This is a genomic window from Candidatus Hydrogenedentota bacterium (assembly GCA_018005585.1).
GTDB lineage: Bacteria > Hydrogenedentota > Hydrogenedentia > Hydrogenedentales > JAGMZX01 > JAGMZX01.
The window spans coordinates 19,854-35,203 of sequence record JAGMZX010000014.1; the positions used below are offsets into that span (position 1 = coordinate 19,854).

General features: G+C 67.5%; 4 protein-coding genes. 3 read left to right on the plus strand and 1 reads right to left on the minus strand.

Annotated features, from left to right (window positions below; all coding sequences use genetic code 11):
* Positions 1-3 precede the first annotated feature (3 nt).
* Positions 4-1,770 carry an NAD(P)H-dependent oxidoreductase subunit E gene (locus KA184_04145; protein MBP8128748.1) on the minus strand — a complete coding sequence of 589 codons (1,767 nt, stop codon included), beginning with the start codon at positions 1,768-1,770 and terminating at the stop codon, positions 4-6.
* Positions 1,771-2,184: 414 nt separating this feature from the next.
* Here KA184_04145 and KA184_04150 point away from each other — a divergent pair, with 414 nt between their 5' ends.
* From KA184_04150 to KA184_04160, 3 genes are all read left to right on the plus strand, one after another.
* A complete protein-coding gene (locus tag KA184_04150) occupies positions 2,185-3,045 on the plus strand; it encodes an SMP-30/gluconolactonase/LRE family protein (protein ID MBP8128749.1) in 861 nt (286 codons plus the stop codon).
* A gap of 244 nt (positions 3,046-3,289) precedes the next feature.
* Positions 3,290-11,041, plus strand: a complete 7,752-nt coding sequence (locus KA184_04155) for an AMP-binding protein (GenBank protein ID MBP8128750.1) — start codon at positions 3,290-3,292, stop codon at positions 11,039-11,041.
* Entirely contained in the window at positions 11,038-15,342 is a 4,305-nt protein-coding gene (locus KA184_04160; GenBank protein ID MBP8128751.1) for an amino acid adenylation domain-containing protein, read from the plus strand. Before KA184_04155 ends, KA184_04160 begins: the two co-directional genes overlap by 4 nt.
* Positions 15,343-15,350 lie beyond the last annotated feature (8 nt).

The window sequence follows — 15,350 nt, forward strand, 5'->3', positions numbered from 1 at the left end:
GTGTCAATCCTCCAGCACGGGTGTCTTGCCCGTGATTGCGCAGCCTTCGGCCAGTGCCGCCTTCAAGTCGAAAGGCGGAATGAAATCCTCCTTCCGGAGCCGCGCCTCGTACAGCCCCGCGAAGCTGCGCAGCGTGGTCAGAATGGGGTTGGCCGCGGTCTGGCCCAATCCGCACCGGCTCATGGTCTTGACCGTGTTGGCCACCTCCTCCATCTGCGCAAGGTCGGCGTGTGTGCCCCTGCCCGAGAGGATCTTGGCCAGTTGCGTGGACAGCATCGTCGTGCCAACGCGGCACGGCACGCACCAGCCGCACGATTCCTCGACGAAGAACTCGACGAACTGATGCATGCACGCAAGCAAATCGCGTTTCGGGCCAAACACGATGATCGAACCGCCCGTGGGCAGGTCCTCGAACGAGATGCTGCGCCCGAAATCCTTCGGCGCGACGCACTGGCCCGAGGGGCCGCCCACCTGAACGGCCTGGGCTTCTGCCGCGCCGACCATTTCGAGCAGCTTCTCGATGGTAATGCCGTAGACGACCTCATAGACGCCCGGGCGCGCGCAGTCCCCGGAAACGCTGAGCAGTTTGGTCCCGTTGGAATCGCGCGTGCCCATCGCGGCGAACCACTCGCCGCCCTTCTCGAGGATGCGCGCCGCGCAGCACAAGGTCTCGACGTTGTTCACGCACGTCGGCTCGCCGTTGTACCCTTTTTGCACCGGGAAGGGGGGCCGGTCGCGCGGGGCGCCGCGCTTGCCTTCGAGCGACTCTATGAGCGCCGATTCCTCGCCGCAGATATAGGCGCCCGCGCCCAACTGGACGCGGATGTCGAAGTCGAAGCCTTCGTACCCGACGATGTTCTGGCCGAGCAGGCCGAGGTGGCGACGCTTTGCAAGCACCTGTTCGAGGTGCGGCAGCAGCGATTCGTATTCACCGCGGAGGTACAGCAGGCCTTCCTTCGCGCCAAGCGCGTGGCCGGCCACGGTCATGCCCTCGAAGAGCAGGTCCGGGCATTCGGTAAGAATCACCCGGTCCTTGAAAGTGCCCGGCTCGCCCTCGTCCGCGTTGCAGATGAGATAACGGGCGTTACCCTTCGCCTTGCGGCAGAAGTCCCATTTCATCGCCGTCGGGAAACCCGCGCCGCCGCGGCCGCGGAGACGCGCCTTGTTCAACTCGCCAATCACCTCTTCCGGTTTCCGGTTTGCCGCGACGCGGACCGCCGCGCCGCGTTCCATTGGCGCGAAGATGACCGGGCCGGGCTTGCGCAGGTTCAAGTCCACGTTAGCCTGCGGCAGCATCGCGATGTCTTTCCCCTCGCGGATTGCCGCGGCGATCTTCGGCGCGTCCGCCGGGGTCAGGTTGGTGACGGGCGTCGTGCCGATCAATGCGCCGGGCGCTTGGTCGCTCAGGCCGATGCACGGCGCATACTGCAGCGTGATTGCGCCGTCCGGTGTCGTCTCGCCCACCTTAATGCCCAAGACTCTCTCAAACGCCTGCGCCACCTGGTCCGCGCCCTTCATCCGCTCCGGCACGGCACGGCACACACGGATCACCGTCTTGCCCTGCGGCCGGCGCGAGAAAAGCGCGTAGAAGCTGACCATATCGCGCACCTGTACGCGGTGCATGCCCAAGGCTTTGGCGATCTGACCGACGGTCTCCTCGGTCAGGCAACCCAGCTTCGCATGCACCGACCGGGCGATGTCCATGAGGCGCCCGCGGTCGCGCCCAAACTGTTCTACCACCTGGGTCACGAGTGCTGTGTCCCCTGCCATATCTCTTGACCTCCACTGTTCCGGTCACCACTCCCGGGAGCCGCACGCTTGTGCCGCGATACGTCCCCGAAGGGGCAATCCCATCGTCTGAACAAAGAGCAGAATTCATACCAAGTCCATCGCAGTCCCTCCCGTATCCGTTAACGTGTTTATTTAAAAGAACTTAAGAAACACCGGGCAACAACGCCCCTATGCATGAATGCTCAAAATGAGCATATATGCACTAAACAGTAATGCACAAATTGCGCATATGAGTGCGCCGCTTGCAGCGAATGACCTGACCCGGCGATGGCCGAGTTGCGCAGCCCACGAGACTCCCGGGGTCTTTCGGTCCGGGCCCCTCTTATGGCATGATGACGGGCACGGTCGCGTTGTGTTTTTCACGGTGGCTGATGACAAGAAAGGTTCTGGACCATGCTGGGACTGCTGGTGCTGATTGTATTGAATGCTTCTGACAGTGACCTCATCGCCGGGCCGGTGGAAGTGGTCGCGGAAGGCTTCCAGTTCACGGAGGGGCCGGTGTGGCTGCCGCGGGAAGGACTGTTGTTCAGCGACGTGCCTGCGGATACGATTTATCGCGCGGACAAGTCAGTGTTCCGCAGTCCCAGCGGGCAGTCCAACGGGCTGACACTCGACCCGCAGGGCCGGCTGGTCGTGTGCCAGCACCAAGCCCGTTGCGTGACGCGAATGGAAGCGGACGGCGGCGAGACGGTTCTGGCCGAGCGGTTCGAGGGCAAGCGGTTCAACAGCCCGAACGACGTCGTGGTGCGCAGCGACGGCGCGGTCTTTTTCACGGACCCGCCCTATGGGTTGAAGGGGGGCCTGCAGGGGCCAGACGCGGAACTCGATTTCTGCGGCGTATTCTGCATTACGCCGGACGGGACGGTCCGGCTCCTGGCCCGGGACTTCAAGAAACCCAACGGCATTGCGCTGTCTCCGGACGAAAAGACGCTCTACGTCGCGGACACCGACGGGGGTCACATCCGCGCGTTCGACGTTGCCGACGACGGCGCGCTGGGCAATGACCGCATCTTCTTTCACGTAACACATCCCGACGGCATGGCGGTCGACGAGCGGGGCAATATCTGGACGACCGGCGGCAAAACGGTGACGGTGGTCAACCCGCGCGGAGAGCAATTGCAGCAGGTCGAATTCCCCCTGATTCCATCGAACTGCACGTTCGGCGGCGAGGACGGCAAGGTGCTGTTCGTGACCGCGCGCACGGCCGTCTACAAGGTGCCCACGACGGTTGCGGGGCTGCGCGCGCTGAAATGAGGGAATCCTCGGGCCTGACAGTGCACCCCGTGCAGCTGGCAATGTTGCCGCAGGGCTCCGGAGCGCTCCGGAGTTGCGGCGCGGCGCGGCGGCGTGGATACTGAGGGCTTGGCCTGAGCGGCGTGCGGCGTGGGTGCAAGCGAAGGGGCCGCCGCCGCAGGCATCTATGCATTGATGGGAAAAGCAGTCTTCCCGGCGTGGTCATTCGAGCCGGAGCGTTCGTCATTACGGATGTGAGGCAGGCATGGGTGAGGAAGTGCAGCAGGAAACGCTTGTGGGCGTATTGCGCGGGCGCGCCGCGCTGACGCCGGATCGCGCCGCCTTCACGTTCTTGCGGGACGGCGAAGACGATGCCGTCACGTGGGATTATGCGTCGCTTGATGTGCGCGCGCGCGCCGTGGCGGCTGCGCTTAGGGCGCGCACGGCGCCGCGCGACCGGGCCATGCTGCTGTATCCCGCGGGACTCGAATTCATCGCCGCGTTTTTCGGCTGCCTGTATGCAGGGGTGATTGCCGTGCCCGCGTCGGCGCTGTGGGGCCGCCGCGGCCGCGGGCGGCTGGAGAGCATGATTGCGGACGCGCAGCCGTCGGTGCTGTTGACGGATGCGGCGAACTGCGAACCGCTGCGCGTGTCGCTCACCGGTGTCTTTGACGCCACGGATAGACTCCTCGCGACAGACATCCTGCCGGGCGCGGTGACCTTCACGCCGCCGGAAATCAGCCCCGGCGCGACCGCGTTTCTGCAGTACACGTCCGGGTCAACCTCCCAGCCTCGCGGCGTGATGGTGACGCACGGCAACGCGGTCCACAACTGCCGGTTTATGCAGGAGCGGCTCCGCCATGCCGCCGACAGTGTCGTCGTGAGCTGGCTGCCGCATTTTCACGACATGGGGCTGGTGGCGGGGATTGTCAAACCGGTTTTTCTGGGCTGTCGCGGCGTTCTGATGCCGCCGGAGCATTTCGTGCAACGGCCCGCGCGCTGGCTGCGCGCGATCTCGGCGTATCGCGGCACTTTCAGCGTCGCGCCGAATTTCGCCTACGATCTATGCGTTGACCGCGTGTCGGAAACGGACCGCGAGGGGCTCTGCCTCTCGTCCTGGCGTAATGCGTGCAATGGCGCGGAACCGGTGCGCGCGCAGACGCTGCGGCGGTTTACAGAAGCGTTTGCGCCCTGCGGATTTCGACCGGAGGCGCTGTCGCCGTGTTACGGACTTGCGGAGGCGACGCTCGCCGTTACGCTCACGCCGCCGGACCGGCCGCCGGCCGTGTGCGCAGTGGACGCGGCGGGCGGCCCGCGCGAGCGCGCCGGCTGCGGGGCGCCGTCCGCGGACACGGAGGTCCTGGTCGTGGACCCCGAGACGTTTCGGCCGGTCGCGCCGGGGGGCACAGGCGAGGTCTGGGTGTCGGGCCCGGGCGTGGCGCGGGGATACTGGGGCCGGCCGCTGGAAAGCGCGGAGGCATTTGCGGCGCGGCTCGCGGACGGCCGGGGCCCTTATCTGCGGACGGGCGACCTTGGCGCATGCATCGCGGGGGAGTTGGTCATTCTGGGACGGCTGAAGGACGTGGTGATCATCCACGGTTACAACCATCATCCGCAGGACATCGAGGCGACGGTCGAGGCGGCGCACGGAGTCTTGCGCCGGGGCGGGTGCGCGGCCTTCGGCATCGACGTGGACGGCGAGGAACGGCTGGCGGTTGCATGCGAAGTCGAGCGCGGCCATGAATCCGGTTTCAACGCGGACGAATTGGCGGCGCAGGTCTGCCGCGCCATCGCGGCCAACCACGAACTCGAGGTCCATGCGATCGCGTTTGTGCGCGCGGGCGCGATTCCTAAGACGACCAGCGGAAAGGTGCGGCGGCACGCTTGCCGCACCGCGTTTCTGGATGCCTCTCTGAGCTGCCTGGCCCGGTGGCGGCGTCCGGCGGCGGGCGCGTGTGTGCAGGCCGCACCGTCCGGAAACGCGCCAGACTTCCCGGCCATCCGCGAGTTTCTGCTGCGGCTCGTGGCGGGGCGTACGGGCCTTTCTGGGAAGGTGTTGACCGGAGAGGAACCGTTTTCGGGCTTGGGGCTGAGTTCGCTGGCCACGGTGCAGCTGGCGGGCGAATTGGAGCGATTCCTCGGACGGGCGCTTGCCCCGACGATCGCGTACGTGCATTCTACCATCAACGCACTGGCCCGGGCGCTGTCGGGAGGCGCGAGCGGGACCGGATACGGCGCGCGGGCGCGCCCGCGCGGCGAACCGCTGGCTATTGTCGGCATGGCGTGCCGTTTCCCGGGTGCGGACTCGCTGGACGCCTTCTGGGAACTGCTGTACAACGGCGTGGACGCGATTTCGGAGACGCCGCGCGACCGGTGGGACAATGACCGTTTGTACGACCCAAATCCGGGGACGGCGGGCAAGACGAACACGCGCTGGGGCGGTTTTTTGAAGGATATCGACCAGTTCGACGCGCAGTTCTTCGACGTTTCGCCGCGCGAAGCCGCGCGCATGGACCCGCAGCAGCGCCTGCTGCTCGAAATCTCCTGGCACGCGCTGGAACACGCGGGCATTCCGCCGGCGGCGCTGTCCGGCTCGCGGACGGGCGTCTTCATCGGCATAGGCAATATTGACTACATACAGGTGCAGTTGACGGCGGGTTGTCCGAACGACGCGTATGTGGCCTCGGGAAACGCCACGTCGATTGCAGCCAACCGGCTCTCCTACTTCTACAATCTGCAGGGGCCCAGCGTGGCCGTCGACACGGCGTGTTCGGCATCGCTCACGTCGGTGCACCACGCCTGCGCGAGCCTGCGCGCAGGCGAATGCGACTTGGCGTTGGCGGGGGGGGTCAACCTGCTGCTCAGCCCCGTGGGCACCGTGTCGCTTTCACAGGCGCGCCTGATGTCGTCCAGCGGGCGCTGCAAAGCCTTCGATGCGTCGGCGGACGGCTACGTGCGCGGCGAGGGCTGCGGCATCGTGGTGTTGAAACGGCTTTCCGACACGATCGCGCACGGCGACCGCGTGCTCGCCGTCATTCGCGGCACGGCGATCAACCACGATGGGCGGACCAATGGCCTCACGGCCCCAAACGGCCTGGCGCAGGAAGCCGTGATTCGCGCCGCGCTCGAGGACGCGCGGGTTGCGCCCGAGGCCGTGCAGTATCTCGAAGCGCACGGCACCGGCACGCCTGTCGGCGACCCGATCGAATTTGAAGCCGTCAAGGATACCCTGCTCACGGGCCGCGCGCCGGACGCCCCGCTGCGCATAGGCTCGGTCAAGACGAACATCGGGCATCTCGAGATCGCGGCGGGCGTTGCGGGACTGATCAAGACAGTGCTCGCGCTGATGCACGAAGTCATTCCGCCGCATCTTCATCTGCGGCAATTGAACCCGTTGATTCGCGCCGGCGGACTGCCCGTGCAATTCCCGGCGGCGCCGGTCCCGTGGCCGGCAAACAGGGGAACCGGATTGCCGGATCGCCGCGAGAACCGCGCGCCCGCGCATTCCCCCGCGGACAGGGAGGGCAGAGTGGGCATGCGCCGCATCGCGGGCGTCAGCGCGTTCGGCTTCGGCGGCGCCAATGCGCACATTGTGATTGAAGAAGCGCCCGCGCCGCCGTTCCTGGCCGAGCACAGCGGCACACGGCCGGTGGCGCGGCCCCGGCATGTGCTTACGCTGAGCGCGCACAGCGACGCCGCGCTGCGCGTGCTGGCGGCATCCTACGCCGCGCACGCGCGCCGTACCGCGCCGCCGGTCAGCGACCTCTGTTTCAGCGCGAATACGGCGCGCGCCGGCCTGCCGCACCGGCTGGCGATCGTGACGGATGGCGATGACGGCGCCGGGCGAGAAAGCCTGTTGCAGGTATTGGACGCCGCAGCCTCGGGCACACCGGCGTCCGAGGCGGTTTTGGGCGAGACCCGGCCCGGCGTGCCGCCGCGCGTCGTCTTTCTGTTCACGGGCCAAGGCGCGCAATTTCCGGGTATGGCGCGCGAACTGTACGAAACCAGCCCGGAATTCCGCGAGATGCTCGACCGGAGCAGCGCGATTCTCGGGGACGCGCTGGACGTGCCCCTGACCGATGCGATCTATCCCCCTCACGGCGCGCAAAGCCCGATCCACCAGACGGCCTACACGCAGCCCGCCCTGTTTGCGCTCGAAGTGGCGCTCGCGCAACAGTGGATGCAGTGGGGCGTCGTCCCGGACGCGGTCATTGGCCACAGCATTGGCGAACTGGCCGCGGCATGCGCCGCGGGCGCATTTTCCCTGGAGACCGGACTGCGGCTGGTGGCGTTGCGGGGCAGACTGATTCAATCGTTGCCGGATACGGGCGCGATGACGGCTGTGTTCGCGGACCGCGAGACGGTCGCGCATGCGTTGCGCGGCAGCGAAGCGTGTGTGGTCATCGCGGTATTCAACGGGCCGAACCTGCAGGTGATTTCCGGAGAACGCGACGCGGTTGCCGCGGTGACGGCCGGGTTCAGGGAGCGCGGTGTCCGCACCGAGCCGCTGAACGTGTCGCACGCGTTTCACTCGCCGCTGATGGACCCGATCCTCGACGCGTTCGAGCGCGAAGCGGGCCGGTTCGCATATACGCCGCTGCGGGTGCCGCTGGTCTCGAACCGTGGCGGCGCGGTGCTGCCCGCGGGCACGGTGCTCGATGCGCGCTACTGGCGCGACCACGTGCGGAATCCCGTCGATTTCGGCGCAGGCATGCGGGCGCTCGAAACGGACCAGCCGGCGTTGTTCATCGAGACGGGCCCGGCCCCAACGCTCATCGGCATGGGCCGCCGCTGCATCGCGGCGTCAAAGGCGGCGTGGCTGCCCTCGCTCTCGCGCGATTCCGACAACTGGCGCGTATTGCTGTCGAGTCTCGCGAAGGCGTGGACGCGCGGTGCCCCCGTCGATTGGGCCGCCTTCCACGCGAGCCGTCCGCACCGCCGTGTCGATTTGCCGTTGTATCCGTTCCAGCGCGCGAGCTATTGGTGCGTGAAGGAAGGCCCCGCCTGGACCGCGCAGGCCGCTGTTGTCCGCGGAAACGCTGCTCAACCCGAGGCCCTTGACAAGGCTGCCGTGTCGCGCGTCCAGCCTTTGCTCTACGATGTCGCTTGGGAACCGGCCACCGTCGATATGCGTGCGCCGGGCGCCGCCGGTGATTGGCTCGTTTTGTGCGATGAACAGGGATTCGGCGCGGCCTTGGCGCACGCGCTGGCACAGTCCGGGCAGAAGACGTTCTGCGTGCGCAGGGGCGGGGCCTATCGCGAGCTGGCCGCCGCCTGTGCGGCGACCCTCAATTTCGAGGACCTGCATTGTCTCGTCCGCGATTTTCTCGCGCAAGCGGATCTGCCGCGCGGTATCGTCAACTGCTGGGGTCTGGATTCTTGCGCGCGGACAGCGCGGCAAGGAGAGACGCCCATTGAAAAGGGGCGCCGGGCGGCCCTTGCCTGCGGCGGGAGCCACGAACCCGCGGAGATGTTTCCGGAACGCGGCGGGGCCGCCGTACCGGCGTCCATATCCGTGGCCGCGGAGGCAGGGGACGGGTGCAACTCGTCTCCCGGTTTGTTGGCGTTGCTCTACTTGGGACAGGCCCTCTCGCGACACGCCGGCTCGCGCGAAGCGCCTCGCATTCATCACGTGACCCGCAACGCGGTACGCGTCACAAACGATGACCCCGCTCCCGCGCTGGACCAGGCGCCCGCCTGGGGGCTTTTCCGCACGATGGCGGTCGAGTACCCGGATTTTGCCGGAAAGCTGTTCGACCTGCCGGCGCATGCCGGGCCGGCACTGGTTCGGCGCGCACTTTCGGAATTGCTCGCGGGCGACCATGAGAACATCGTTGCATGGCGCGGAGACACGCGTTATGCCGCGCGTTTGCGCCGCCTCATTCCGGCGCTCGCAGAGCCGTTCTGGTTTCGCCCCGACGGCGCTTACGTGATTACCGGCGGCTTTGGGGGGCTGGGTTGCGCCGTTGCGCGGTGGGCGGTCCGGCGCGGCGCACGGAGGCTGATTCTGCTGGCGCGGCATCCGCTTCCGCCGCGCACGGAGTGGGCAAGCGTGCCCGCGGATTCGGAGACAGGCCGCCGCATCGGCGTGGCGCGCGAACTTGAAGGACTGGGCGCATGCGTGCACGCGGCGGCGGTAGACGTGGGGGACCTGCCGGACTTGGAAGCATTCCTGGCGTGCTATGCGCGGGAACAGTGGCCGCCGGTGAGGGGGGTGTTCCATCTCGCGGGGGCGCTACAGGACCGGCTCCTGCCGCAGCTTGACCCCGCGTCTTTCGATGTGGTGTTTCGCGGGAAAGCACGGGGCGGATGGAACTTGCATCATGCGTTGCGCGATGCGCCCCTGGACTGTTTTGTGCTGTTTTCTTCCGTGGCTTCGTTGCTGGGCGCGGCAGGCCAGGGCAACTACGCGGCGGCGAATGCGTTTCTGGACGCCTTCGCCGCGTGGCGGCGCGCGCAGGGGCTTCCTGCGCTGAGCATCAACTGGGGCCCCTGGGCGGAGGCGGGCATGGCGGCGTCGGAATTGCGCGGCGGCCGCATGGCGCGGCAGGGCATGCACAGTCTTGCGCCGGAGGAGGGCCTTGGCGCGCTGGACGTGCTGCTCGCGTCGGGCGTGACGCAGGCGGGCGTATTCAACGCGGACTGGACCGCCCTGGCCGAATCGTATTGGCAGTTCTCCGCGTCGCCTTTCTTGGGCGCGATACTGCAAGCAGACCACAAGAAGGGCCCGAGCGCCGGGGCCGCGGACATTCTGGCCGCGTCGGGCGCATCGCGCGAAGCGCTGCTGCTGGAACTCGTGCGCGCGCGAGTGGCCGCGGTGCTTGGCGCTTCCCCCGACCAGATTCCGGTGGACCGCGGCGTGGCGGAACTCGGCATGGACTCGATCATGGTTACGGACCTGCTGAGCGGGCTGAGCCGTGACCTCAAGTTCCGAGTCCACCCGCGCGAGGTCTTTGACCGCCCGAACCTGGCGGCGTTTGCGGGCCACTTGACCCGCGAATTGGATATTCACCAGCGGAAGTCAACGGGCGAGACGCCGCCGGAGGGCGGCTACCTGAAAGCCAAATTCGACGAGATGGCGCGCAAGGTCAAGCAGCCGCGCAAGGCCGTGCGCAAGAATCCGCCGTGCGTGTTTGTTTTCGCCGCGCCGCGCTCCGGCTCAACGCTGTTGCGTGTTATCCTCTCGGCGAACAAGGCGCTCTTCAGCCCGCCGGAACTGCACATTCTCCCGTTTGAAGATTTGCGGGACCGCGGCATTGCGCTGGGCGACGGCAAATATCTCGGCGACGGCCTGCAGCGCGCGTTCATGGAGCTTCGAGGCTGCGGCGAGGAGGAAAGCCGGGCCTTGATCGACCGCATGACGGCGGACCTCACGCCCGTGCAGGACGTGTACCGGATGTTGCAGGAGGGCGCCGCGCCGCGGCTGCTGGTCGACAAGTCGCCGTCGTACAGCGGCAGCGTTGACGCGCTGCGCCGGGCGGAAGACCTCTTCGAGAACGCGCGCTACATATACCTGCACCGGCACCCGTACGCGGGCATTGCGTCCTACGTGAAGAATCGCACTGGCCGCATGTTCGATTTCGGCCACGCCGACCCGTACCTTTTGGCCGAAGAGGTCTGGACGGTGCACAACGGGAACATCCAGGCGTTCCTGGAAGAGGTGCCGCCCGGGCGCAGAATACGCGTGTGCTACGAGGAAATGGTGCGCGCGCCGGAACAGGTGTTACGCACGGTTTGCGCCGTGCTTGACGTGCCGTTCGACGCGGACATGCTGTTCCCGTACGACAAGGGGTCGATGCTCGACGGCGTGCGCCCGGGCAAGCGCGCGACGGGCGACCCGAATTTCCTGACCCATACGTCGATTGACCCCGCGCTTGCCGAGGCATGGCGCAAGGAGCGGCTGCCGCGCCTGCTGGGCGAAGCCGCCCGGCGCATCGCGAGGCGCCTGCAGTACGAACTGCCGCACGAGACGCCGCGCGAGCCCGCTGTCGCGGAGTTTGAGGAAGAGCGCCTATGACGCCGCGCGAGGCGCTGGCCGCACTGCTGGACCACAACGCGCAGGTGTGGTCGGACGGCGGCGAATTGTGCCTGCGCGCGCCGCAGGGCGCGATGACAGACGCGGTGCGCGCGGCGGCGCGGGAAGTGAAGGCGGAACTGGCGCGGATGATTGGGCCGGGCCGCAAATACGCACCCGCTTCGCACTCGCAGCAGCGATTGTGGTTCCTGGAAGCGCTCGAACCGGGCAGCGGCGCTTACACGATGCACGCGTCGTACGTTCTCGAAGGCGATTTCGGCCTCGAGCGCGCGCGCGAGGCGGTTGCGCGAGTCTCGCGGCGGCATGAGGCGCTGCGGACCCAGTTTGAGCGCGTGGAGAACATCCTGGCGCAGGTGATCGTCGCCGAGGCGCCGCCGCCCGTCATATTTCACGACTTCTCGGAGCTTGCGGACGAAATCGCGGAAGAGGATGCTCGGCGCGCGGCCGTGGCGCTGGCGCAGGAACCCTTTGATCTGGCGCAGGCGCCGCTTCTGCGCGTTCTGGTCTGCCGTCTGGCCGCGAAACGGCACGTGCTCGCGTTCATCATGCACCACATCGTGTCCGACGGTTGGTCCGCGCGGCTGTTGACTCGCGATTTCCTGGCTTGTTGCGAGGCCGCGCGCGGGGGGACCGAGCCCGCGCTCCCGCCGTTGCCGGTGCAGTTCGCGGATGCGGTGTGCCGCCGCCGCGCAGCGCTGGCGGACGAACTGGACGCGGACCTTGCGTACTGGCGCGGGAAGCTGTGCGGGCCGCTGCCGGTAGTCGAACTGCCGGGCGACCGGCCCCGGCCGGCGGCGCAGTCGTTCCGGGGCGGGCGGGAGGCGCGGGTGCTGCCGGAAGCGCTGCGCGCAGCGCTGCAGCAAATGGCGCGGCGCGAAGACGCGACCCTGTACACCGTCCTGCTAGCGGCGTTTCACGTGTTGCTATACCGGTATTCCGGCGCGCGCGACATTGTCATCGGGTCGCCGGTCGCGGGCCGGACCGAGCCGGATGTCGAGCACGCGATCGGTTTTTTCGCGAACACGCTGGCGCTGCGCACGCCGGTCGCGGGGGAACAGTCTTTTCGTGCGTATCTCGGGCAAGTGCGCGAAACCGTGCTGGATGCGCAGTCTCATCAGCAGATGCCGTTTGACAAACTGGTCGAGACCCTGCAGCCTGCGCGGAGCCTCGCTCATTCGCCCGTATTTCAGGTCGTATTCGCGCTGCAGAACGTGCCGCGCCGCGAATTCGAAATGTCTGACCTGCGCATCACGAAATTCCCCTTCGAGACCGGCCGGACGCGCTTCGATCTCAGCCTGACGATCGGCGAACGGGCGCGCGGCTTTGTCGCCACCGTGGAATACAGCCGCGACCTCTTCGACGGCGAGCGCATGGCGCGTCTTCTTGAGCATTACGAGCATCTGCTGCAAGGCATCGCGGACGCCCCGGACACGCCCATCGCCGCATTGCCGATTCTCAGCCCGGTCGAACTGCGCAATGTGCTTGTCGCGTGGAACGAGACCGCGGCGTCTTATCCCGAGCGCCTTACTCTGGACGCGATGATCAAGGCGCAATCGGAGCGTACACCCGGCGCCGTGGCCGCGCAAGAGGAGCGCGATTCGGTTACCTATGCGGGGCTTGAAGCCCGCGCCGAAGCGCTGGCGGAACGGTTGCGCGGGCTGGGCGCGGGACCTGGCAAGTGCGCGGCCTTGTTGTTGCCGCGCGGAATCGGGATTGTCGCCGCGGTGTACGGCGTACTGAAAAGCGGCGCGGCGTTTGTGCCGATCGACCCCGACGCGCCGCCCGCGCGCATTGCCTTCTCTCTGCGCGATTGCGCTGCGGTGGCCCTGGTCACGACGCGAGCGCTGCAGGACCGCGCGGAAGCGCCGGCGTGTCCCGTGATCGTGATCGAAGACGTTGCCGGCGAGGCAACTTGCGGGTGCCGCGCGGAATGCGACGTTACTCCGTCCGACGCGGCCTATGTGGTCTACACCTCGGGTTCGACGGGTACGCCGAAAGGCGTAATAGTCCCGCATCGCGGGGCGGTGAATCTCGCCGTCTGGCAAGGGCGTTATTATGACCTGCAGCCGGGGGATCGCGTGCTGCAATTCGCGTCGCCCGCGTTCGACGCGTTTGTGTCTGAATTGACGATGGCGCTGTGCACCGGCGCGGCGCTGGTGGTCCCGGAGCGCGAGACGATTCTCGACCCGGCGGCATTGGCGCGGTTCCTGGCGGACCAGCGCATCACGCACGCTACCTTTCCGCCCACGATGCTGCGTTTGCTGCCGGAAGTCGCTTTGCCGGACCTGAAGGCGCTGCTCTCGGCGGGCGAGACGTGCGATCCGGCGCTGGCCGCGCGCTGGGCGGCGCGCGCGCCGTTCTACAACGCCTACGGTCCCACGGAATGCAGCGTCTGCGCATCCGTGTATCGCTGCACGGGCGCCGAATCGCAACTTGTGCCGATCGGCGCCCCGGTCGCGAATGTGCGCCTCTATGTGCTCGATACGCACGGGTGCCCGTCGCCGGTTGGCGTCCCCGGCGAATTATACATCGGCGGCGTCAGCCTGGCCGACGGGTATCTCAACCGGCCTGACCTCACCGCGGCCGCCTTCGTCGAGATGACGTTGCCGCTCGCGGGCAGGCAGCGGCTCTACCGCACGGGCGACATGGTTCGCCGCCGCGCGGACGGGTTGCTCGAGTATCTGGGCCGCCGCGACAGCCAGGTCAAGCTGCGCGGTTTCCGCATCGAGCTGGGCGAGATCGAGGCGGCGCTATCTGAACACGCCGGCGTGCGGGCGTGCGCGGCGCACCTGCGCGCCGTCGAGTCGGGCGGACAAGAGCTGGTTGCCTGTTATGTGCCCGCGGACGGGCCTCTGGAACCGGCGGCCGTGCACGCGCATATGCGCGCCCGTGTGCCGGCGTACATGATTCCAGCTCGATTCGTGGCGCTCGATACGTTGCCGGTCACCGTGAGCGGGAAGATCGACCAGCAGGTAATGCGCGCCGCGGCCCGGCCGCTTCCGGAGGAACAGACACTCGGCGCATTGCCTGACGAGACGGAAGAACGCCTGTCTCGGGTCTGGCGCGAGGTGCTTCGCCGCGAACACGTATCCGCAAGCGAGAACTTCTTCGAGGCCGGGGGGCATTCGTTGCTCATCTTCCTGCTCCTCGACGGCATTCAGAAGGCGTTTGGGGTGACACTACCCGTTTCCGCCGTGTTCGAGCACCCGACGCTGCCGGCGCTCGCCGCGCGGGTACGCGAGGCCTTGACCGGTGACCGCGCCGCGCCTGCAGGGGATGCGGCATACGCAGACACGATCATCCCGCTGCGCACGGGCGGCGCGCGGCCGCCGCTCTTTTTCGCCGCGCCGGCGAGCGGGCTGGTCTATCCCTATTACAACCTTACGCTGGTCCTCGGACCAGACCAGCCCGTGTTCGGGCTGCAGGACCCGCGCCTCGCCCGGCCGTGTCCCGGCATTCGCGGCGTGGGAGCCTTGGCGGCTCATCATGTGGCGGCGGTCCGCGCTGTCCAGCCCAATGGCCCTTACTATCTTGCCGGCTGGTCCTATGGCGGGCTTGTGGTGTACGAAGCTGCGCGGCAACTGGCCATGGCGGGCGAAACCGTCGCGCTGCTCGCCATCTTCGATTGCCCCGCGCCGCGGACGGCGCGTCAGCGCGGTTCGCGCTGGCGGCGTGTGCTGACCCGTTCCTGGCGGGTGCTGCCTGCCGCCGTACGCCTGGGCTGGTGGATCGTTCCCTTTGCCCGCGACGGGCTATACCTGATCGCGGCGGCGGTGCGGCGCGAAGTCGCGGCCCGGTACGAGCGCGGCACTACCCGCCGTTATGTGCGCTGGTTTGTCGCGGACAGGTACCATCGCGTCATGCGCCGGCACGCCGGGGTAGCCCGCGCCCTTGACCGCAACCAGCAACTGGCGCTCATCGACATGCCCGCCATACGGCGGATGTTCCTCACTTTTGGCCTCAACCTGCGGGAACACCGCCGGTATCGCGCGCAACCGTATCCGGGTGTCGTCACGTTTTTCCGTGCTACGAAGGGCATCAGCCCGGCCGGCCGCAGCTCGCGGACCGGAGACTGGGAGCGCTACGCGCAAGGCGGCGTACAGGTCGTTTCGGTTGAGGGCAGCCATACGAGCATCTTCATTCCGCCCGACGTCTTCCGGCTTGCGGAACAGTTCCGCGTCTGCCTTGTTGAGGCGCAAGAACGCGCCTTTGCCACCCGCGAACGCCCCGTGGCGGTCGCCGGGCCGGGCGACGTATCGCAGGCATCCGGTGTTTCAAAATGACCCCTGTT

Coding starts and splice junctions, on each gene's coding strand:
- KA184_04145 (MBP8128748.1), bottom strand. CDS start 1,770: ATGGCAGGGGACACAGCACTCGTGACCCAGGTGGTAGAACAGTTTGGG.
- KA184_04150 (MBP8128749.1), top strand. CDS start 2,185: ATGCTGGGACTGCTGGTGCTGATTGTATTGAATGCTTCTGACAGTGAC.
- KA184_04155 (MBP8128750.1), top strand. CDS start 3,290: ATGGGTGAGGAAGTGCAGCAGGAAACGCTTGTGGGCGTATTGCGCGGG.
- KA184_04160 (MBP8128751.1), top strand. CDS start 11,038: ATGACGCCGCGCGAGGCGCTGGCCGCACTGCTGGACCACAACGCGCAG.